At 38.3% G+C, this 21,490-nt stretch carries 17 protein-coding genes and 1 pseudogene; 8 read left to right on the plus strand and 10 right to left on the minus strand.

Going from position 1 to position 21,490, the window contains the following annotated elements; all coding sequences use genetic code 11:
• Positions 1-23: 23 nt before the first annotated feature.
• Positions 24-413, minus strand: coding sequence for a Cd(II)/Pb(II)-responsive transcriptional regulator (gene cadR, locus LOC50_RS16570; protein ID WP_002962247.1), 390 nt, complete (start codon positions 411-413; stop codon positions 24-26).
• A 78-nt stretch (positions 414-491) separates the two neighbouring features.
• Between cadR and LOC50_RS16575 the strand changes: the two are divergent.
• Together LOC50_RS16575 and LOC50_RS16580 are read left to right on the plus strand one after the other, a co-directional pair.
• Positions 492-1,222, plus strand: a pseudogene (locus LOC50_RS16575) (transglutaminase-like domain-containing protein).
• A complete protein-coding gene (locus LOC50_RS16580; RefSeq protein WP_002962252.1) occupies positions 1,209-2,096 on the plus strand; it encodes a cation diffusion facilitator family transporter in 888 nt (295 codons plus the stop codon). The pseudogene LOC50_RS16575 and the gene LOC50_RS16580 overlap by 14 nt, the downstream one beginning before the upstream one ends.
• An 84-nt stretch (positions 2,097-2,180) precedes the next feature.
• On the opposite strand, the gene LOC50_RS16585 is transcribed toward LOC50_RS16580, so the two are convergent.
• The 5 genes from LOC50_RS16585 to LOC50_RS16605 all read right to left on the minus strand — a co-directional run bounded on the left by LOC50_RS16585 (position 2,181) and on the right by LOC50_RS16605 (position 8,934).
• Positions 2,181-5,309, minus strand: coding sequence for an efflux RND transporter permease subunit (locus LOC50_RS16585; protein ID WP_010557527.1), 3,129 nt, complete (start codon positions 5,307-5,309; stop codon positions 2,181-2,183).
• Positions 5,310-5,319: 10 nt separating this feature from the next.
• Positions 5,320-6,216, minus strand: a complete 897-nt coding sequence (locus LOC50_RS16590; RefSeq protein ID WP_002962254.1) for an efflux RND transporter periplasmic adaptor subunit — start codon at positions 6,214-6,216, stop codon at positions 5,320-5,322.
• A 70-nt stretch (positions 6,217-6,286) separates the two neighbouring features.
• A complete protein-coding gene (locus LOC50_RS16595; RefSeq protein ID WP_350309927.1) occupies positions 6,287-7,579 on the minus strand; it encodes a TolC family protein in 1,293 nt (430 codons plus the stop codon).
• 73 nt (positions 7,580-7,652) lie between these two features.
• Positions 7,653-7,949, minus strand: a complete 297-nt coding sequence (locus tag LOC50_RS16600) for a hypothetical protein (protein ID WP_232007049.1) — start codon at positions 7,947-7,949, stop codon at positions 7,653-7,655.
• Between the two features lie 85 nt (positions 7,950-8,034).
• Positions 8,035-8,934: a cation efflux transmembrane domain-containing protein gene (locus LOC50_RS16605; protein ID WP_002962256.1), complete on the minus strand. Its 900-nt coding sequence runs from the start codon at positions 8,932-8,934 to the stop codon at positions 8,035-8,037.
• Between the two features lie 156 nt (positions 8,935-9,090).
• On the opposite strand from LOC50_RS16605, the gene LOC50_RS16610 reads away from it, so the two are divergent.
• From LOC50_RS16610 to LOC50_RS16630, 5 genes are all read left to right on the plus strand, one after another.
• Positions 9,091-9,450: a hypothetical protein gene (locus LOC50_RS16610; RefSeq protein WP_227006932.1), complete on the plus strand. Its 360-nt coding sequence runs from the start codon at positions 9,091-9,093 to the stop codon at positions 9,448-9,450.
• 81 nt (positions 9,451-9,531) lie between these two features.
• On the plus strand, positions 9,532-10,749 hold the full coding sequence (locus LOC50_RS16615) for a TolC family protein (RefSeq protein ID WP_010388430.1): 1,218 nt from the start codon (positions 9,532-9,534) through the stop codon (positions 10,747-10,749).
• Between the two features lie 64 nt (positions 10,750-10,813).
• Positions 10,814-12,070, plus strand: a complete 1,257-nt coding sequence (locus tag LOC50_RS16620) for an efflux RND transporter periplasmic adaptor subunit (protein WP_010388432.1) — start codon at positions 10,814-10,816, stop codon at positions 12,068-12,070.
• 11 nt (positions 12,071-12,081) lie between these two features.
• Positions 12,082-15,282, plus strand: a complete 3,201-nt coding sequence (locus LOC50_RS16625) for an efflux RND transporter permease subunit (protein ID WP_004588883.1) — start codon at positions 12,082-12,084, stop codon at positions 15,280-15,282.
• A gap of 683 nt (positions 15,283-15,965) precedes the next feature.
• Positions 15,966-16,160, plus strand: a complete 195-nt coding sequence (locus LOC50_RS16630) for a (2Fe-2S)-binding protein (protein WP_010389142.1) — start codon at positions 15,966-15,968, stop codon at positions 16,158-16,160.
• A 107-nt stretch (positions 16,161-16,267) separates the two neighbouring features.
• Here LOC50_RS16630 and bfr (LOC50_RS16635) read toward each other — a convergent pair whose 3' ends face one another.
• The 4 genes from bfr (LOC50_RS16635) to LOC50_RS16650 form a co-directional block, all read right to left on the minus strand.
• Entirely contained in the window at positions 16,268-16,732 is a 465-nt protein-coding gene (gene bfr, locus LOC50_RS16635) for a bacterioferritin (protein WP_008112262.1), read from the minus strand.
• A gap of 10 nt (positions 16,733-16,742) precedes the next feature.
• The gene (gene bfr / locus LOC50_RS16640; RefSeq protein WP_013463107.1) at positions 16,743-17,216 is read right to left on the minus strand and encodes a bacterioferritin; all 474 of its coding nucleotides are present in this window, start codon (positions 17,214-17,216) and stop codon (positions 16,743-16,745) included.
• Positions 17,217-17,436: 220 nt separating this feature from the next.
• Complete coding sequence (locus LOC50_RS16645; RefSeq protein ID WP_250653995.1) at positions 17,437-19,575, minus strand: TonB-dependent receptor; 2,139 nt, start codon at positions 19,573-19,575, stop codon at positions 17,437-17,439.
• A 273-nt stretch (positions 19,576-19,848) separates the two neighbouring features.
• The gene (locus LOC50_RS16650; protein ID WP_138626958.1) at positions 19,849-20,709 is read right to left on the minus strand and encodes a cation diffusion facilitator family transporter; all 861 of its coding nucleotides are present in this window, start codon (positions 20,707-20,709) and stop codon (positions 19,849-19,851) included.
• Positions 20,710-20,975: 266 nt separating this feature from the next.
• Between LOC50_RS16650 and LOC50_RS16655 the strand changes: the two genes are divergently transcribed.
• Positions 20,976-21,464, plus strand: coding sequence for a GNAT family N-acetyltransferase (locus tag LOC50_RS16655; RefSeq protein ID WP_016899173.1), 489 nt, complete (start codon positions 20,976-20,978; stop codon positions 21,462-21,464).
• The last annotated feature ends 26 nt before the right edge of the window (positions 21,465-21,490 follow it).

Raw genomic sequence — 21,490 nt, forward strand, 5'->3', positions numbered from 1 at the left:
ACTAATCTAAAGTTATATTTAGTTTAGCTATCCAATGATTTGATGATGCCGCACGCTTCAATTGTATTGTCTGAACCACAAGCACTTGCCATCTGTTGTAATTCAGCTTTAAGCGCCCTTAATTCTTTCATACGTTTATTCACTAGTGCAAGTTGCTGATCAATTAATGCATTAACGCTAGAGCAGCTTTCTTCTGGCTTATTTTTTAATTCGATAAGACGTTTAATATCATTGAGTGATATATCTAGGCTGCGACAATGCTTTACGAATTCCAATTGTTTAAGTGCTTTACTATCATACAGCCTGAAATTACCTTCTGAACGGTTTGGATTTAACAGTAATCCTTCTCTTTCATAATATCTAATCGTTTGTATTGAACAGCCCGATTTTTTTGACAATTCGCCTATTTTCATCAATTTCCCCCAGACATTTGACTCTATAGTTACTATAGGATCTATAGTATAGGTATGCAACGAAAGGGATATATAAAAATGACTGAGAAATATTTAAACAATACGAATATCGTTAATTTTGAACACAAAGATATCCAATCCCTGATCGATCAACGAGGGTGGAAAAATTTGGATAATTTCAACAAAATTGGTGCCGCTTATCAGTTTGTAAAAGATGAAATAATGTTTGGCTATAACAAGAGTGATGATATTTCAGCAAGCGATGTGCTAGCAGATGGTTATGGACAATGTAATACTAAGGGTAATCTGTTAATGGCACTATTGCGTGGACTAGGTATCCAGTGTCGTTTCCAAGGTTTTACCATTGATCAGCAACTATAAAAAGGTGCTATCCTAAGCTTGTATTTTGGTTAGCACCTAAATACATCATTCATAGTTGGGTAGAAGTTTACTTTGAAGGGCGTTGGATAAACTTAGAGGGCTTTATATTGGATGAGCAATACTTAAGCTCACTACAGCAGAAATTTAGCCAAGCAAAAGATGAGTTTTGTGGTTATGGTGTTGCAACAAAGTGCTTATCTTCACCCGGTACGGATTGGCGTGGAGAGGATACCTATATTCAAAAAGAAGGTATTCATGACGACTTTGGGCTTTATGATTCACCAGATAAGTTCTATCTCGAAAAAGGTACTAATCTATCAGGTGTAAAACGTTGGTTGTATCAACGAGTGATCCGACATTTGATTAATATGAATGTATCAAAAATAAGAAATAAAAAAGTACTGGAGGTACAAAATGCACAACCATAGTCACAGTCATCAGCATGGTAAAGACGACCGGATTGGTTGGGCATTTTTCCTTAATGTGATATTTACCATTATCGAATTTATAGGTGGTTGGCTCACAAACAGTACGGCGATAATGGCGGATGCCGTTCACGATCTTGGTGATAGTCTTTCAATAGGTTTTGCGTGGATTTTAAGTCGTTTTTCAGATAAAGAAGCATCAGACAAATTCAGCTATGGTTATCGCCGACTTACACTTTTTGGTGCATTGGTAAATAGTATTGTTTTGATTATCGGCTCTATTTGGGTTTTATTTGAAGCAATACCTAAGCTGTCCAATCCTGAAATGCCTGTAGTTGAGGGGATGTTAGGGCTAGCCATACTCGGTGTTGCCGTAAATGGTTATGCGGTATTCAAATTAAAAGCGGGTGAAACACTAAATGAAAAAGTGCTGACATGGCACCTACTTGAAGATGTACTCGGTTGGGTTGCCGTTCTTATAGTCTCTATTGTATTGTTGTTCGTTGAACTGCCGATATTAGATCCTCTATTATCAATAGGGTTTACGCTGTTTATCTTATTTAACGTTTTCAAAAATCTTAAATCAACATTGGTGCTTTTTCTTCAAGCTGCACCCGATAAAGAGACCCAAGAGCGTATTAAGCAGTCATTAATTGAATTTCCTGAAGTAAATGGTATACACCATATGCATTTTTGGTCACTGGATGGTGAAAGTCACGTTTTAACAGCGCACCTTGAGCTGAGTGACAACTTTGACGTTAAAGAATTAATTAAGCTTAAACAAGAGGTTGCAGCTAAATTATCTTCCTATCATTTATCGCATACGACGATAGAGTTTGAGTTTTTAAATGAAAATTGTAGGGATGAAGCAGAGTAAGTTTTATCAATAAAATTTTGGAGCATACAATATAAAAAGCAGCTTAATTAGGCATAACTTAGTAATTAAGCTGCTTTTTTGCTTTTAGATTTCGTCGGATTGCTGTTTGTTACTCTCAGCGCCATGCGCCCATTGATATAAAATAGGCAATACAAACAAAGTTAAAATGGTAGAAGATACAATACCGCCGATAACAACTGTTGCTAGTGGTCGTTGTACTTCTGCACCAATTCCAGTGTTTAACGCCATTGGAATAAAACCTAAACTTGCGACCAGTGCCGTCATTAAAATAGGTCTTAAACGAATGATGGCACCTTCAATGATCGCTACGTATAGGTCGCCTTTTTCATGCCAAAGATCTCGAATAAAAGCCAACATAACCAAGCCATTTAATACTGCGACACCTGACAATGCAATGAAGCCGACACCTGCCGAAATTGATAAGGGCATGTCTCTTAAATAAAGTGAAAATACGCCCCCTGTTAATGCTAAAGGCACGCCACTGAAAATGATTAATGCATCTTTTAATGAACCAAATGCTATAATCAAAATACCTAGGATAACAACCAATGTTATCGGTACAACTAGGCTTAATCGCTTACTTGCTGATTCTAGTTGTTCAAACGTTCCACCATAATCAAGCCAGTATCCTGCTGGAATTTCTCCTTCCTGATTAATTTTAGCTTTAACTTCTTTTACAAAACCGCCTAAATCTCTACCACGAACATTGACGGTAACCACAACTCTTCTTTTTCCGTTCTCTCGGCTAATCTGCGCGGGTAAAGACTCTGATTTAAGCTCTGCAACTTCTTCAATTGGCACATAGTTACCATTCTCAAGTGGAAGCGGCAGATGCTTCAAGCTATCGATATCCGTTCTTATTTGCTCTGGTAGGCGAACAACTAACTCAAACCGTCTGTCACCTTCATAAATGATCCCCGCAGATTCACCGCCAATCGCAGTGGCAACCCAGTCTTGCAATTCGGTAACGTTCAATCCATACCTACCAAGCGCTTCTCGTTTAGGAATTACTGATAAAGATGGAACACCTGTGACCTGTTCCATTCGAGCATCAGCGGCACCATCCACGGTTTTCACAATATTTAGAATATCTTTTGCGGTAAGTAATAACCGATCCAAATCATCACCAAATATTTTGATGCCGACATCAGCTCTAACGCCAGAAATCAATTCATTGAAACGCATTTGAATAGGCTGAGTGAATTCATAGTTGTTGCCTGGAATGTTTTTCAGTACTTTTTCCATTTCTTCAACTAATTCACTTTTTGGTTTTGAAGGTTCGGCCCATTCTTTACGTGGTTTTAAAATAACAAAGATATCAGCAATACTCGGTGGCATTGGGTCGGTTGCTACTTCTGGTGTGCCAATGCGCGAGAATACTTTATCAACTTCAGGAAACGCTTTAATACGTTGCTCAAGTACTTCTTGCATTTCTACTGATTGCTCTAGGCCAGTCGATGGAATTCTTAATGCCTGTAGTGCAATATCACCTTCATTTAATTGAGGAACAAATTCTGTCCCAAGCGTAGTTGCTAACCAAAGGCTATACCCCATTAACAGCGTTGAGAATGAAACAATAATCCAACGAAATTTCATCGCCATTTTTAACAATGGTTCATAAATAGACTTGGTTGAACGAATAACTACACTTTCTTTTTCGCTGATTTTACCTTTCATAAACACAGCTACAGCAGCAGGAACCAGTGTAACTGAAAGGATCATTGCGGAAATTAACGCCATAACGACAGTTGCCGCCATAGGGTGGAACATTTTCCCTTCAACGCCAGTTAGCGTGAAAATGGGGATGTAAACAACAGTGATAATTGCCACACCAAACAAGCTTGGACGTATCACTTCTGAAGTGGCTTCAAAAACGGTATTTAGGCGTTCTCTTAAGTCTTGCCTATGACCGTTGTGTTGGGCCTGTGCTAACCTACGGACAGAGTTTTCAACGATGATTACAGCCCCGTCCACTATCAAGCCAAAGTCCAATGCGCCGAGACTCATTAAATTGGCAGATACTCCTGCTTGCACCATACCTGTGATTGTCATTAACATGGAAATAGGGATAACAGCAGCGGTAATGAGAGCTGCACGTAAATTTCCAAGTAGAATAAATAACACAACAATAACTAAAAGCGCACCTTCAACGAGGTTTTTGGTAACGGTTGCAATCGCTTTATCTACTAACGTTGTTCTGTCGTAAACAGGCTCTGCGGTAATGCCCTTTGGCAGAGATTTTTGTATTTCGCTGAGCTTATGTTCCACTTCTAAAGCAACGGTGCGAGAATTCTCACCAATCAGCATCATGGTTGTACCAAGCACTGTCTCAATGCCATTACGAGTAGCAGCCCCTGTTCTAAGTTCTTTGCCTATAGCAACATTGGCAACATCACTTATTTTTACAGGAATACCATCGTTCTTTTTGATGATGACATTGAGGATTTCATCCATTGTCGCAAGTTGCCCGATGGAGCGCACTAACACTTGTTGTCCGTTTTGCTCAATATAACCCGCGCCACGGTTATCATTATTTTTACGTAATGCATCAGAAACGTCTTCAAAGCTTACCTGATGAAAAAGTAATTTTTCGGGTTTCGGCGTTATATGATACTGCTTGTTATAGCCGCCGATGCTGTTGACCTCAATGACGCCTTTAACTTGAGCCAATTGCGGTTTAATGATCCAGTCTTGTATTTCTCTTAAGGCAATAGCGGTATAAGGCTCTCCATTAGGCATTTTAGCGTCAGGAGAAGCTTGTACGGTATACATAAATATTTCACCAAGCCCTGTGGAAATAGGACCCATCTCTGGCTCTAAGCCAGAGGGAATAACGCCTTTTATCGCAGCTAATCTTGCATTGATTAAGTTGCGTGCGAAATAAATATCGGTTCCCTCTTCAAAGATAACGGTCACCTGGGATAAACCATATCTTGAAAGAGAGCGGGTGTGAGACAGCTTTGGTAGTCCAGCTAATGCGTTTTCTACTGGAAAAGTTACCCTTTGCTCCGCTTCTAAAGGTGAATAACCGGGGGCAGAGGTATTTATTTGTACCTGTACGTTTGTTATATCTGGAACAGCATCAATGGGAAGTTTTTGATAACTCCACATACCAACGCCGATGATTACCATCAGCAAGCTTAATACTAAATAGCGCCTATTTATTGCAAGACGCAAAATTGATTCAATCATATTGCGTCTCCTAATCGTCGTCTTCTACTTCAGATTTCAAGATATCTGCTTTAATCAGATAACTGTTTTTGTTTACATATTCAGCGTCTTTACTGAGGCCATCAATGACCTCGATATAGTTTTTGTCTGAACGACCAAGGACAAGTGGTGCAAACTCGTACTCTTCATTTTCTTTTACAAAGACACCTAATTGTCCACCTAGCTCTTGTATGGCAACTTTCTCGACCGCTAAATCCACCTCAAATTGGTTTATCTTTACGTTGCCTTTTAATAATTGACCTGACGTTAGCTTTAACTCAGTGTTGTTTAATCGTACCCGTGCTAAAACATAAGGCTGATCTTTAGCTGGAATAATATTAGTGATGACTGAACTGAATGCGTGTTCACCTTGCTCAATATCAACATGCTGACCGACTTTGATTTGATTATATTGGCTGGTAAACACCTTAAATTCAGCCCACAAGGTGTCAAATTTGACGATTTCAAACAAGCTAGTGTTTTGCGTGATACCGCCAATATTTCCATTTCGCTGTAAAACAGTCCCAGAAACAGGCGATGTTATTTTATAAGTATTTAAGCTCTCATTAGATTCAATAACGGCTAATAGATCGCCTTTTTTTACCGTATCACCAACAGTGAAGTTTATTGTCTTTATAACGCCGTTATATCTAGCGCTAACTTGAAATAATTGTTCAGCGCCTATCGTCGTAGAGCCGTATACAGGGATAGTTTGGTTCAACGTTTTTGAAGCTAAATAGGCTGTTTCAACACCAACCTTTTTTGCCATGTTATTGTCGATTTTGCTTATGCCTTCTTCGCCTTCATGTTCATCTTCACTAGCGAAAACACTTTGAATGGGTGATAGATACCCAATAAAAATCAATAGTGCGAGTAAATAGTTTTTCATTTTGAATTCCTAAACGATTCAGTTAATCACTGAATCAATAAATTGTTATTAAACTTAAAGTGATGTTTATTTAGAGTGACAGCGCTTCGTTTGTTAGTTTTTCTATCTCTGCGCCATAAATTAGGGCAGCAGATGCCGCGTCAATAAGGGTTCGCCGAGCATTTAACAGCTCTTGTCTAGCCGATACATAATCAAGATATCCATATCGACCTTTTTGATAGGCGTCTTGAGTATCTTCCAGTGCATCTTCAAGCATTGGGATAACCGACTGCTTTAATGAATTAGCTGTTAATATGGCTTGTTTTCTATTGGAGTATGCTCGTAGTAAGTGATTTCTAAATCTTAACTTAGTCGCCTCTTTCTCTATGGCAACTTGGTCACGCTCTGCTAGCGCACTAGCGATTGCGCCAGAATTTCGCTTTTCAGCAAACAAAGGTAAGCTAAAGCCAGCGACCAGTGCCGTATCATTGGCTTCTTGAGAGCGCCTAACACCAACAGACCATTTGATATTGGCCGTTGACTCTGTTTTAGCCAACTGTAACTCGGCCTCTTTTAGTCGCTGCTCACTTGCATAAACTTGAATAGCAGGGTTTTTCTCTAATTTCGCAAAAAGGCTGTTAAAGTCACTATCATTGCCAAACTGAAACAGATCTCCAGTTACTCTAGAGAATGACACTGATGTTTCTCCCCAGTAAGCTGATAAAGAAAGCTTTAGATATTCCAAGCGCTTTTGTTCAGATTGAAGGGTGAGGTTAGCCTGAGCAATAACTGCTTTTGAGCGTTTCACTTCAGCCTCAGGAGTAGCACCTGCGCGGTTACGCTGAGATACAATCTCTAAGGTTTCTTGTGCTAAGCTCAAAGCATTTTCTGCCAATATAACTCTTTGTTGGGCTGCAAGTACTTCCACGTACTTCTCAGTGACTTGAGCCATTAAATTAAGCGCAGAGACTTCTTTTTCAGCAGTGAGTAGTGTTCTTGATTTTGAAACAATTCCAATCCGCGCTGAGCGTTTATCTCCCATTTCGATAACCGAAGATAGAGCGACTGTTAATTCAGCACTGTCGAATGTATTAAATTCACCTGAGCCTGCAAAGTTCTCAGCTTCAAGCTCTAGTTCATAAGCAGGATTTAAACTTGCGATTTGTTCTCGTCCAATTAATGCCGTTTGCTTGAAATCAAATATTTTAAGTTCTGGATTTTGTTTAAGCGTCCACTGAATTGCCTCTTGAAGGTTTAACTGCTTCTCAAAGGCATAAACATTAAATGTAAAAAGTGACAAAGCGAGAAACGCGATATATTTAAGCCGAGGTGTTACACACCTTAAAATTGCTATCTTGCGATGCACACAGGTATTAAGTGCCATGTATACTTTCCTATAAATTTATATGTGATATTTAGGTCATTAACATTTGACCTTTCTTAATTTTCTATAAAATTTAGGCGTATTTAGGTGGGCGGAATGGCACCGAGATATAGCCTTTTAGCTCAGGGGAAACTAAGGCGTAGGTAGGGAAATATTCTATTGCTTGTAAAATATTACAAGAAGAATCTGTATTTAAAAATAACTGACAGCAGCAACAAAAATTACAATTATCAATTAAAGTTTGGCTATTACCCTCCTCAAATAAATTAGAGCTTTCAGGAGCTTTTAGCGGGGTAATAGACTCAGTTAGTGATATATTAAAAGAACTTTCAATTAAGTTTCCTTCAATCTCTTCTTGCGAAAAAAACACAGACTGCACCGCGATTAAAATCATTATCACGTATGATATATATGGTTTAAAATATGACGGGTGCATTCTTTTAACTACTTTCTACTTAAGACTTTAGCTGTAAGATGCGGCGAGCACCGTTTAAAACGACAACAGCAATAATCAAACCAATCACTAAATCTGGATAACGGCTGCTAGTTACTGTAACTAATAAGCCAGCTAAGATTACACCTACGTTTGCGATTACGTCATTTGCGGAAAAAATCCAACTCGCTTTCATATGAGCGCCGTCTTCTTTGTTGCCAAATATTAAAAACAGACAAGCAATGTTAGCGATTAGTGCTATTCCACCAAATATCATCATTAAAGAAGAGATAGGTTCACTACCGTAAATAAAGCGTCTTACGACTTCACTCAAAGCACCTAGCGCTAGAATAATTTGAAGTACACCAGATATATGTGCCGCTCTAAGTTTCATGCTTATGCTTTTACCGACAGCATATATAGCTAAACCATAAACAGCAGCATCAGCAAACATATCTAATGAGTCGGCAATAAGGCCAGCAGATTGCGCAATAATCCCAGCAATTACTTCTATAAAAAACATGACTCCATTAATGGCTAACAACCATTTTAGCGTTGATGCTTCTTTCATCTCATTTTTTTGGGCTAGATCTTTTGCTTTTGCAGCTTCGGTGCTGCAACTTTCTTTAGTTGATGCCAACTCTGCACCGAGATTGAGTTGTTGTAATTTTTTTGTTATCTCATCTAAATTTTCATCATGAAAAACCTTGACTAAACGGCTAGGAATATCAAATTGCAACCCAACTGAAGGCTCAATTGAGTCAAGTGCTAACCTAATCAATCTCTCTTCTGAAGGACAGTCCATTTGAGGTACTTTAAATGTACTGACAAACGCGCCACTATAGTTATCTAATTGTGTATCAATTTTTACATCTTCATTGGTAGAAGATGATTGACACTGACCACTACATTTTTCTGACATATTTAACACTCCGTAATAATATTAAAATAAGTATAAAATCTATAGTGGCTATAGAGTCAAATAAAAAATTATTTAATGTAAAAGCGTGGAAACTGAATTGAAAAGCTAGTTTAAGAAAATAGTTTCTGCTAGTATTTTAAATACTATATTTAACTGGTGATAACTTTGAACCTTAATGTTGTACTAAAAATGCTCTTGGTTATTTCGATTGTTTTACAATCGTTAACTGCTGTAGCATCCTCAACATCTGAGAATCACCAAATAGATATAGAGCACCTTCAAACTCAACATGATCATGCAGATGATCGAAATGTCTCAAATGATAATGTAGGTGATGAGCAGCATAATGAAAAAGATTGTCATCACTGCGGTCATTGCAGTGGCAGCCACTTATCTTGGATTTTAGTCAGTAATTCAAATACCACGGGCAAACTAAACATTATCAATAAAACGCCTTATCAAATTGATCAAACAAATACTTACCTTGAAGCGATACTTCGCCCACCCATTTCTTAATTAGATTGATTTTTAATGACCTATTTGTCCATGAGAAGGATAAAGGGTTCGTGTTTATAAATTAAAAAATTAAGAAGTTTTATGTATATATTTTTAAAAAATACAGGTTTAACCCTGTCTTTATGCATGGCTGTGAGTTTTTCAGTTGCCACTTATGGCAAACAGAAAAGTATTTCATGGCTAGATAGTCAAATAAATAAAGATCCCGAAGTTGTTGCGGCTAAAGAGTTACTTAATGCAAGTAATCATAGAGCCAAAAGCTTAACTCAAGCCGTATATAACCCAGAGCTTGAAGCAAGCTATGAAAAAGAAGGTGATTTTGATAATTACTCTATTGGTATCAGTCAAACGATAGATTTTTGGGATAAGCAATCAACAAATAAAACCATTGGTGAAATTGATGTTTATGCAAACCAGCAACAATTGTTATCTCTACTCGATTCTAAAAAGGCTAATGCCTTAACTGCATTAGTTAATTGGCAAGCAGCAAAAAAAGCTGCTCAGTTACTTTCAGAAAGAGAAGAGCAATTGCAAACGCTCGTTGGAATTGTTGAAGACAAACGAAAAGCTGGACTTCTAGAGCCACTTGACGCTGAGCTAGTCTATTTAAACTTGTCGCAAATTTTTAGTGAAATATCTGAGTCTCAAATTGCTTTGAAAAATGCAGAGGTAAAGGTTCAGGAGTTATTGCCTGATTGGACGCCTAATACTACCAATTTGTTTTCATTTACTTTTGGAGCAACAAGCTACTCATTTAACTCCCAGTGGGTTGAGGAACATCCAAAAGTTAAACTTGCTAGAGCGAAATGGAAGGGACAACAATCTAAAGCTCAACTAACCACTATGGAATCTAAAGCTAATCCAACCATTGGCGTTAGCGCAGGGAAAAGTGGAGATGAAGACTTGGTTGGTGTGACTTTTTCAATGCCTTTAAACATCAGAAATAACTATACAGATAATGTTAAAGCCGCTTATTCAGAAGCCATTGCAGCCGAGGCGAATTTTCAGTCGGTATATCGAAAGCAGTCTTTTGAAGCAAAAGCTAATTATGAATCGCTTAATGTCAGTAGAAAATATTATGAGCAATGGCAAAAACTGACAAAAGGCAGATTAGATAGCAGCGAAAACTTATTAAATAAGCGCTGGCAAGCTGGTGATATTAATACTTCTGACTACTTACTTGCATTAAATCAACGTGCGGAAGGGCTTCATGCAGGAATACGTTTGGAAAATCAATTCAAGCTTGCAGAAATATCCTTCATTTTAAGTATGGGTCAGTTATCCAAATTTGAGATTTGAGCGCTTTGTTTTTTCAGTAGCGAAAAACGAAATCTTAAATTTATTAAAAATATAGGTTACAAAAATGAATACAGTAATTAGTAAAAAATTTTTAGCCGTAGTAATTAGCAGCCTGTTAGTTGGGTTTACTACAAATCATGATGCTTTTGCACAGTCGTCAGATGGAACTGGTTCTGTCACAAACGTTTCGAAACAAGAAGAAAAAGAACATCAAGATGAGCATGAACACGAAAAGGGACATGAAGAAGATAAAGGTGACCATGACGAGCACGGCCATGAAGGTGGTAATAAAGAGGGAGAAGAAGAACATGAAGAAGGTATCACTATTGATCCAAAGAAGATGTCGCTTGCTAAAATTAAAGTGGAAAGTGTTAAGCCTGAATATCAATTTAGCTCCGTATATGCACCTGGCGAAATAAAAGCTAATGGCTATAAAAGTTATGTGGTATCACCACGTACAGAGTCAGTCATTATCAGTCGCCATGCAGCGCTTGGCGAGTATGTAGAAATAGGTCAGAAGTTAGTTACATTATTTAGTGAAGCAATGGCACAAGCACAAGCTGACTATTTAATCGCTTCAACCGAATGGCAACGTGTAAAAAAGCTGGGTAATAAGACGGTGAGTGAAAGTCGATTATTACAAGCTGAAACAACATACAATGCGAGCTATGGCAAGCTCATTGCTTTAGGGTTAACTGAAAAAGCAATAAATGGTATTTCTAACAAAGACATTAAAGCATTTGGGCAATATGCATTAACGGCGCACCGTGAAGGTGTCGTGCTTCAAGACGACTTTATCCAAGGGCAACGTGTTGATGCTGGGGATTCAGTCATGTTGTTAGCTGATGAAAAACAACTATGGGTTGAAGCAAAAGTTTCTCCAAATAAAAAGCTAAATTTATCAATTGATTCTCCTGCGGTACTTAAATTAGAAGGCCAGAGTTACAATGCCAAAGTTATCCAAGAAGCCCATACAATTGATCCCGTAACTCGTACAAGAATTATTAGATTGGGGGTACAGAATGCTGATGATAACCTTCATTCAGGTATGTTTGTAAAAGTTTACTTTCAGTTTGCCACAAAGCAGAAAGTGATGGCTGTGCCAGAAGAAGCATTGATCCGCAGCGCAGATGGTGATTGGACCGTATTTGTCGAAGACCACCCTGGAGAATTTAAAGCTGTAGAAGTAGAACTAGGCCGAGCCTTAGGTGATTTTAGGGAAATCATTGGCCTTGATAGTGGGACGCGAATTGTAACCAAAGGCGCATTTTTTGTTGCTTCTGAAATCGCTAAAGGCGGATTTGATCCGCATAACCACTAAGGAGCAAGACTATGTTTAATAAAATAATAGATTGGTCTGTTAATAATAGACTCCTGATTTTGATTGCGCTGTTTGCCACAATTGTCGGCGCAATTATGGTTATACCAAAACTAAATTTAGATGCCTTTCCTGATGTTACTAATGTTCAAGTTGCTGTAAATACTGAAGCGCCAGGACTAGCTGCTGAAGAAGTTGAACAACTCATTACGTACCCCATTGAAGCGGTCATGTATGCCTTACCTGATGTAGAACAAGTGCGCTCAATTTCTAAAACAGGCTTGTCTGGCGTCACGGTTGTTTTCAAAGAAGGCACCGACATTTACTTTGCAAGACAACTTGTATTTGAGCGTCTTCAAGCCGCAAAAGAACTGATACCAGAAGGTGTCGGCACACCCGAAATGGGGCCAAACACCTCAGGGCTAGGCCAAGTATTTCAGTACCTTCTTATTTCAGATAAAGATGCAGGCTATGATGCTATGGCACTCAGGAGTCTCAATGATTGGGTAGTAAAATTACTCGTTATGCCTGTCGATGGTGTTACTGATGTACTCTCCTTTGGAGGTATTGTTAGGCAGTACCAAGTAAATGTAGATCCATCTAAGCTTCTTTCTTATAACCTAACGCAAGAAGACGTTGTTGGTGCCCTAGATAACAACAATGCCAATGTTGGCGGATGGTATATGAACCGTGGGCAAGAGCAGCTTGTTATTAGAGGTGCAGGTTGGTTTGAAAGTGGTGACGCTGGTATTAGTAATATCAAACAAGTTCCCGTCAAAACAGTTGATGGGACAGTTGTGACGGTTTCGGATATTGCTAAAGTTGAAATGGGCAGTGAAATTCGTCAAGGTGCTGTCACAATGACGCGCAAAACCGAAGACGGTAAAGTCGAAAATTTAGGTGAAGTTGTCTCTGGCATTGTCTTAAAACGCATGGGGTCTAATACTAAAGCCACCATTGATGGTATCAATGCAAGAATCCCATTAATTAATCAAGCATTGCCTAAAGGTGTTCGCTTTGAACCATTTTATGATCAGGCTGATTTGATTGAAAAAGCCGTTGATACAGTAGTTGATGCACTATTACTAGCATTTATTTTCATCTGTATTGTATTAGCACTATTTTTAATGAATATACGTGCAACCTTCCTTGTCCTAATATCTATTCCAATTTCAATTGGTATCGCGTTAATGATCATGGCTTGGTGGGGCATTTCTGCAAACCTTATGTCATTGGGTGGCATTGCCGTAGCCATTGGTATGCTAGTTGATGGTTCAGTCGTGATGGTTGAAAACATGTTTAAGCATTTAAATAGACCAGACTCTACCCATTTAAAAACTGTAAAAGAAAGAGTGCCTAGTGCTGATACTGATCCACATGATGTAGAACAAGATGAGCATGGTATTAAGTTACGTCTTCAAAATGCGGGTAAAGAAGTGGCTCGTCCCGTATTTTTTGCAGCTTCTATTATTTTAGTCGTATTTACGCCTTTATTTAGCTTTGAAGGTGTTGAGGCAAAGTTATTTCAACCTATGGCAATAAGCATCATTTTAGCTGTTATATCTGCTATTGTGGTTGCGTTGTTTGTTGTACCCGCTTTAGCTACTTATTTATTTAAGTCAGGTGTAAAAGAGAGGGAAAGCTTTGTTCTTAGGCCATTAGACAAACTCTACAGAAAAGGGCTTACATTCGCACTAAAACGCACCAAATTAGTCATTTCAGCCGCACTTATATTAGTTTTCTCTGCCTTTGCATTAGTTCCATTAATTGGTACTGAATTTGTACCTGAGTTAGAAGAAGGGACGATAAACTTAAGAGCAACGCTTGCACCTTCTTCCAGTTTAGATACCGCGCTCACTGTGGCACCAATTCTAGAAGAAAAACTAATGGCTTTCCCTGAAGTAACCTATGCATTAAGCCGAATTGGTCGAGCAGAAATAGGTGGAGACCCAGAGCCTGTGAATAACATCGAAATTTACATAGGGTTGAAGCCTGTTTCTGAGTGGACCAGTGCATCTAATCGATATGAACTTCAAGGAAAAATGGAGAGATCTTTAGAAGAATTCCCTGGGTTGCTACTCAACTTTTCTCAACCTATTGCGACTCGTGTCGATGAGCTACTATCTGGTGTTAAGGCTCAGTTGGCGATAAAGTTGTTTGGGCCTGAACTTGAGGTACTGGCGGCTAAAGGTCAAGAAATAGAAACAGCAATTAAAAACATTGAAGGTGCAAGGGATGTTGCATTGGAGCAAATTGCTGGTGAAGCGCAATTGGTGATAAGTCCTAACAGGCAAGAACTATCGCGCTTTGGATTGTCTGTGAGTGACATAATGGAGGTTGTGCGTGATGGTATTGGTGGTGTTGAAGCCGGACAAATAATCAATGGTAATGAACGTTATGATATTTACGTTCGCATAGAGGAAGAGTACCGAAGTAACAAAGAAGCTATTGCTGATATTCGGCTTCAATCACCTACTGGTGCTTGGGTGCGACTGGGTGACGTAGCCTCAGTCTCATTTGAGTCAGGCCCACCACAAGTTAGACGCGATGATGTACAACGAAGAGTCGTTATCCAAGCAAATGTACAAAATCGAGATATGGGAAGCGTGGTTGCCGATATCAGAACGGTAATTGCTGAAAAGGTTGACTTACCTTCAGGTTATTCTGTTTCGATTGGCGGCCAGTTCGAAAGTCAAAAACGTGCTCAAAATAGGTTAGCTATAGTTGTACCTTTATCGTTAGCACTAATCGCACTACTACTTTACTTTGCCTTTGGTTCTGTTGGTCAAGCTATGCTGATATTGGTCAACGTGCCGCTTGCTGTAATTGGCGGAGTTTTCTCCTTATATTTATCTGGACAATACTTGTCTGTACCAAGCTCCGTTGGCTTTATTACCTTATTTGGTGTAGCGGTATTGAATGGGGTCGTTATGGTAGAAAGTATCAACCAACGTATTAAAGACGGTCTAGAAGCATCTAAAGCCGTTTTTGAAGGCGCTACTTCAAGATTAAGACCTGTACTTATGACTGCTATAACATCAGCTTTAGGTTTGATACCGATGTTAATGTCTAATGGTGTTGGTGCAGAAATACAGCGCCCATTAGCGAGTGTTATTGTTGGCGGCTTGGTAACTGCAACACTGTTAACATTATTTGTTTTACCTGTTTTATATCGCTGGTTTTCAGAGAAAAAAATAAAAGAGCTATCCAGATAAAATTACTGTGAACTCTAACCCCACGCTAAAGTCACGTTTAGCGTGGGGTTATTGAGTAGATGAACGAAAAGAAAGATTAGATTTAACAATAAACTAATAGTCATGACTGCTTTGTCGGAATATTTGTCGTTAAACAGGCCAAAGCTAACTTCCGCTTTCGTATCTTTGCAGTCTTAATCTCTATGTGTCTCAAGGTCGGCTTATGGCACAGAGCAGACCGCCGGTAATTATTGAGTGATGCAATCCACGGCTATAACTGCCCATGAATACAAGTTCTTTATGTAATGAAAAATAAAGATGCGCTGTTGCTACTCCGCAAAGTATCGGCCTAAATAAACTCTACCTCGAAGTAAACCGATTAGCTTTCGTATAACAGATAGGCAAATTATCAATTCAAATCACTTACTGTAATAGATGTTTTCAAGCGATTTCTCGTTGTTTAAGAAATTTACCTAATAAAAAACATAATTATTTTTAGAGTGTAATTTAGTTAATAAATCTCAATTTAAGTGCCATATTTCAATATAAATCAACAAGTTCTCAACGCGCCGTGAATTCTCGATTTAAGTGGCACTGATCAAAAAAAATGCAAAAAAATCAATTTTTATAAAAAACCAATTGATAACTATTTTCGTTTAGATTAATATAAATCCACTAAATGAAATTGAGAGTTGTTTGTATTCATGTATGTTTGTCTTTGTCACGGTGTGACCGATAAAAAAATTGAGCAAACCATCGACGATGGTGCTACTACCATGCGCGAGTTAACTAAAGAGCTTAAAGTGGGCAGCCAATGCGGTAAGTGTTGTTGCTGTACTAAAAAGATCCTCAATCGTAAACTGATTCAAATTGCAGATATAACCGATCAAGTGGCTTAATAGTAACTTATAAAAGTAGGCCCTATCTAAACGAATTGGTTTAACATTTAAAAATTAAACATAAAAAAAGCAGCCTTAGCTGCTTTTTTTGTATTTATAACTTTAATTTACAGTTGCGATTGTAAGTAGTTTTCAAGCCCAGTATTTTTAATCAGTAGTTGCTGTGTTTCTAGCCAATCAATTTGCTCTTCTTGCTCATTTAAAATGTTATCGAGCGCTTCACGGCTAATATAATCTTTTTTACTTTCAGCTAGTTTAATGGCAGCACGTAGCTCATCTACTGTATCAAGTTCAAAGCTCATGTTAGCGGCAATCATTTCTTCGCTGTTTTCGCCAATGCGTAAGCGTCCTAAATCTTGAAGGTTCGGTAAGCCTTCTAAAAATAAAATACGCTCAATTAAACGATCAGCATTTTTCATTTTTTGTATCGATACTTTGTAATCAGCTTTGTCCAGTTTACTAAAACCAAAATCTTTAAACATACGTGCATGTAAAAAGTATTGGTTAATACCCACAAGCTCATTAGCAAGTACTTTATTTAGCGCTGCAATAACGTCTTTATCGCCTTTCATAATATAGTCCTTATTCGCCCATTTGAGCTTGGTGATAGTTTTGAGTGCCAATTTTGTCAATCAGCCCCAGTTGTTGCTCTAACCAGTAAACGTGATCTTCTTCGGTATCAAATAATAGCTTTTCTAATATTTCACGAGATTGATAATCTTGCTGTTGTTCACAGATAGCAATAACTTCTTTAACACACTCAACCACTTCAAGTTCTAAGGTTAAGTCGTTTTGCATCATGCTTTTTACATCGTCACCAATTAACAGATCACGACGTTTGGTCATGTTTGGTACGCCTTCTAAAAAAAGAATACGTTTAATTAACCAATCAGCGTGATCTTTTTCTTCTTCCATTTCATGGTTAAGACGCTCATAAAGTTTGTTTAGGCCCCAATCGTCGTACATACGAGAATGAATAAAATACTGGTCAATAGCAGCTAATTCGTTAGCTAACAATGTATTGAAGGCGTCGATTACTTTTTGATTACCTTTCATAGCGCTTATCCTAAAAATTCTAATTGTGGCTAGTCTAGTATATAGGCACAGAATTGCAAGTAATTTACTTATAAATCATATGGTTAATATTGAGTTTGATTCTCGTTTAAGTTTGCATTGCTGGCTGACAAATGGACAGGTTGTTATTTGTATTTTAGATCAGCAAGTTAGTTGAGGGTATAAGCGCGTTCATACCGTAAAAGTACGAACGCGTAAGTGATCAAAATTGATAAGTAACACCTACTGTGGCGGTTGTACCTAAACCTTTAATGTTGTATCCACCATAGGTGTAAGATTGTGCACGGGCAGGGAAGTAATCTTGGTTAAATAAGTTTTCTACCCCGATAAAACCTTGCCAACTATCTGCAAACTGATACTGACCACTTAAATTAAACACAGTGTAGTTATCAACAGGCCCCTGATCGCCAACATATTTACCATTATCATTAGGCTCAAAGCGTTTTCTATCACCCACATACAAGTAACTTAATATTAGTGACAGGGTATCCGTAGGCTGCCAGTTAAGGTTTGCTGTGGCTTTTGGTGGGCTGATTTGCTTAGAGCCTAAATATATATCGGCTTCAGTATTTTTACCTTCTACATAACTATAAGTTGCTAGTAATTTAAGAGATGGGCTTATGGTGTAGTCTACTAAGGCTTCATAACCCCAAATTTCTTGAGGTGCTCTAACCGGTTCATAAACACCGGTTACTTCATTAAATTTGTTTGTAGTGCCAAGCTCAGAGGTGCTTCGATATGCTGCGACTTCTAAACGAACTGCATCGAATTGAGAATTAAAACCAATTTCATAATTATCGATAATTGAAGCTTGTGTTTGAATAAGGCCTATATCATTTACTGTGGCAGAGCGAAGTAGGCGGCCAATATCTGATATATCAGATCCCTGTGAGTAGTTTAAAAAGGGGCTGAATTTTTCATCTAGATTGTATTTAATGCCCACGTTATAGGTTGTAGCATTGTAATCAACCGTGTCGCCTTTTACGCTAATTGGCACAGAGCATTGCGTGGCCGTTTTACATAATTTGAGCGTGCGATAATCGTCTACGCTAAGGTCAATATTTTCTTTGCGTACACCGGCCTTTATTATTAAGTCATTAGCGATGACCCACTTAGTTTGTAAAAAGCCCGCGACACTTTTCATGTCCATTTCTGGCACCCAAACCCGGCCATCAACTAGCGGTTGTGCAGTCACATCATTTAACGCATCAATTCCGTAAATAAATGACGCTTCAACTGAGTCAAAGTCAACCTGGGTATTAAAAGTTGCTCTGGCGCCTTTTTTTTCTGAACTTATAACGGATTGACCACCTTGATAATTCTCATCAGGATTGGCAAGGTTTGGAGAAAAGAAAAACACATTTTCTATATCTTGCGTATAGAGGTCTAACGTCATTTGTGTGTTTTCAAGCAGTGCGTAGTCAATGTATTTTAAGGTTATATTTTTGTTGCCTTCTGGCCCTTGTGGTTTACCTTGCTTTTGTAATTCTGACGGCACATGAATCGCGTAGGTTTTTTCTCCTAGGCTCATATCACCAACAACATCGCCTAAGTCGGTTTTTTGTTGTGAGCTGAAGTAGTTATAACTAAATTGGAGTTGCTTTTCATCATCAAAGTCATAGCCAAGTTTAGTGAAGTAATTTTGTGTAACGGCATCAGATAAACCATATTGTAAACCGAGAATATCGCCCTGCGAATCGCGTTGTACACCGTTTTCTTCGTAACTTGCAGTTACTAAGTAGCTAAATTTATCTGCACGACCATTAAATGCTGCAGATACCCTTGCGCCTGCGCTTTCTTCAAGTTTTACCGCACTAAAACGACTCGATAAGCTTATTTTACCTTGGGTTTGCCCATCGCTTTGTGCTTGTTTGGTAATATAGTTAATAATTCCGCCTGATGCGCCGTTACCATAAATCGACGTTGCCCCTTTAATGACCTCTATTCGACCTATTGCGCTTGGATCTAAGGTTTTCACCCCTAATGATCCGTTACGCAATGGTGTTGACTGTGGCACGCCATCAATCATGATCAGTGGGGCCCGCCCGCGTAAAGTTTGTCCTGAATTACTTGAGCTTCCAGTATCTGGAGCAAGGCCGGGAACCATTTGTGCTAAAAGGCTTTGTAATTCTGGATTAACTTTTAAATGCGCTTCTATTTGTTTTTGACTAATAATAGTTATGGAAGCAGGAACCTCATCAATACTTTCAAAAACACGACTACCCGAAACAATAACGTGCTCCATTTCTGTTTGATTTAAATTTCTTTGGATCGTTGATTCGTCTGCAATACTGGCGCCACTGACTATTAATGCTATTAAGCTCAGAGATGTTTTAAACATGCGGGTCCTTCGTTTGAATGGTTTTAGTTGTATTAATGATGGGCGCAATATTAAGAGTAATTTAAAGTAAACGCAAGGTTAATGATAATTGTTGTTATTTGTATTTGATAAGAAGGGGGTAATAGAGATTTAAATATAGCGTTGTGTTAAAAATAGAGGTTTTACTCGTACCGATAGTGGATTATTGTTAGCAGGTCTTCTGCATTATGTTGCACAAGGCATAAAAATAAGGATGCGATCAGCTTTAATTACAAAGCACTTTGTATAATCAAACTAAGATGAACAACACTCAATTACGCAGTGTTCAATTGCAAATTCATCATGTAAATAGTGTTTTATGGCATTAAGCTCAATAGGGGTATCTGTTTGCATCACAATTTCACAGTGAGTGGTAGTATCGTCCAGTTGCCACGCTTTTATTGATTTTATTTGCGTAATAGCAAACTGTTGTAGTAATTTTTTGCTGATAAGTTGCTGGTCAAAACCAATGGGTGCTGCCTGCATTAAAATGCTGCAGCTGGCTTTAAGTAATAATACGCCGTGATAAATAACATACATTGATATCAATATAGTCGCTATTAAATCAACTACATACCACTGGTATAAAATAATTAAAGTACCCGCAATAATAACCACAATAGAGGCCATGGCATCAGACACATTATGAATAAACGCCGCCTTTATATTCATGTTGTTTTTAGCGCCGGCTTTAAAGGTTAATAATGCAGTGACTAAATCAATGAATAGCGCTACTGCAGCAACCCACACAATGATCCAGCCATTGATAGGTTGAGGGTTTACATACCCGCTAATTGCTTCAAAAACTAAATAACAGCCAATCACAATTAAGGTTGTACTGTTAAAAAGTGTGGCTAATATTTCAGCGCGTTTGTAGCCAAAATGATGGGTTGTATCAGCCTGCTTATTGCCAATTTTTCGAGCAACGAGGGCGATAAAAATTGAGGCCGCATCACTTAGGTTATGTAATGCATCGGCAATTAATGAAAGGCTGCCAGAAAATACGCCGCCAACAACTTGCACTGCAGTCAGTAAAACATTTATAAATACGGCAAGAGTGAGCTGTTTATCACTTTGGTTATCATCAACGTGACTGTGTGAATGACCATGACCCATCTTAGTTAAACTTCCTCATTGCTTTACTGTGTACTCATAATGACAACTTTTTGCCATATATAAAAGCATTGTTTTAATTTGTTTTTTTAATGCTCTAATGGCTAAATTGAAATAAGCTCATGAACGTTACTCATTGAATGTAAAACGATATGCTAGGGTATAAATAAATGTATTAATAGCTTAAATTATTATAATTAGTTAAGCACTTTTTATATTAAATTAGATGCTTGCCAGGCATAAAAGTAGTTTTTTAAAGGTCAATAACAATGAACACAGCAATAGAAATTCGCGATGCAAAGCCAAGTGATGCAAAAACAATTCTACACTTTATCAATGAGCTTGCTATTTACGAAAAAGAACCTGATGCAGTTAAAACCGATGAGCAAGCCATTTTAAACACCCTGTTTTGTGAAGGCGCAACGGCGCACAGTTTAATATGTTTACAAGATGATGAGCCAATTGGTTTTGCCGTGTATTTTTACAATTACTCGACTTGGTTAGGTAAAAATGGCCTCTACCTAGAAGATTTATACGTGAGCCCTGATAGCCGCGGAAATGGGGCTGGTAAAGCCATTATGAAAGAACTGGCAAACAGAGCAATCAATAAAGACTGTGGCCGCTTTGAATGGGTGGTACTTGATTGGAATAAACCCGCGATTGATTTTTATAATAGCATGGGCGCTGAGCCACAAAATGAATGGATTATATATCGTTTAACGGGTCAGGCATTAATTGATTTTGCAAACAAAGATTAGTGCCGAATATGGCCAGTAATACGCTT

It is taken from the genome of Pseudoalteromonas sp. SCSIO 43095, from assembly GCF_023650455.1.
Lineage (GTDB): Bacteria > Pseudomonadota > Gammaproteobacteria > Enterobacterales > Alteromonadaceae > Pseudoalteromonas > Pseudoalteromonas tetraodonis.

What these genes read in the sequence shown, in the direction of transcription:
- cadR (WP_002962247.1), bottom strand. Translation starts at nt 413, where the DNA reads ATGAAAATAGGCGAATTGTCAAAAAAATCGGGCTGTTCAATACAAACG.
- LOC50_RS16580 (WP_002962252.1), top strand. Translation starts at nt 1,209, where the DNA reads ATGCACAACCATAGTCACAGTCATCAGCATGGTAAAGACGACCGGATT.
- LOC50_RS16585 (WP_010557527.1), bottom strand. Translation starts at nt 5,309, where the DNA reads ATGATTGAATCAATTTTGCGTCTTGCAATAAATAGGCGCTATTTAGTA.
- LOC50_RS16590 (WP_002962254.1), bottom strand. Translation starts at nt 6,216, where the DNA reads ATGAAAAACTATTTACTCGCACTATTGATTTTTATTGGGTATCTATCA.
- LOC50_RS16595 (WP_350309927.1), bottom strand. Translation starts at nt 7,579, where the DNA reads ATGGCACTTAATACCTGTGTGCATCGCAAGATAGCAATTTTAAGGTGT.
- LOC50_RS16605 (WP_002962256.1), bottom strand. Translation starts at nt 8,934, where the DNA reads ATGTCAGAAAAATGTAGTGGTCAGTGTCAATCATCTTCTACCAATGAA.
- LOC50_RS16615 (WP_010388430.1), top strand. Translation starts at nt 9,532, where the DNA reads ATGTATATATTTTTAAAAAATACAGGTTTAACCCTGTCTTTATGCATG.
- LOC50_RS16620 (WP_010388432.1), top strand. Translation starts at nt 10,814, where the DNA reads ATGAATACAGTAATTAGTAAAAAATTTTTAGCCGTAGTAATTAGCAGC.
- LOC50_RS16625 (WP_004588883.1), top strand. Translation starts at nt 12,082, where the DNA reads ATGTTTAATAAAATAATAGATTGGTCTGTTAATAATAGACTCCTGATT.
- LOC50_RS16630 (WP_010389142.1), top strand. Translation starts at nt 15,966, where the DNA reads ATGTATGTTTGTCTTTGTCACGGTGTGACCGATAAAAAAATTGAGCAA.
- bfr (WP_008112262.1), bottom strand. Translation starts at nt 16,732, where the DNA reads ATGAAAGGCGATAAAGACGTTATTGCAGCGCTAAATAAAGTACTTGCT.
- bfr (WP_013463107.1), bottom strand. Translation starts at nt 17,216, where the DNA reads ATGAAAGGTAATCAAAAAGTAATCGACGCCTTCAATACATTGTTAGCT.
- LOC50_RS16645 (WP_250653995.1), bottom strand. Translation starts at nt 19,575, where the DNA reads ATGTTTAAAACATCTCTGAGCTTAATAGCATTAATAGTCAGTGGCGCC.
- LOC50_RS16650 (WP_138626958.1), bottom strand. Translation starts at nt 20,709, where the DNA reads ATGGGTCATGGTCATTCACACAGTCACGTTGATGATAACCAAAGTGAT.
- LOC50_RS16655 (WP_016899173.1), top strand. Translation starts at nt 20,976, where the DNA reads ATGAACACAGCAATAGAAATTCGCGATGCAAAGCCAAGTGATGCAAAA.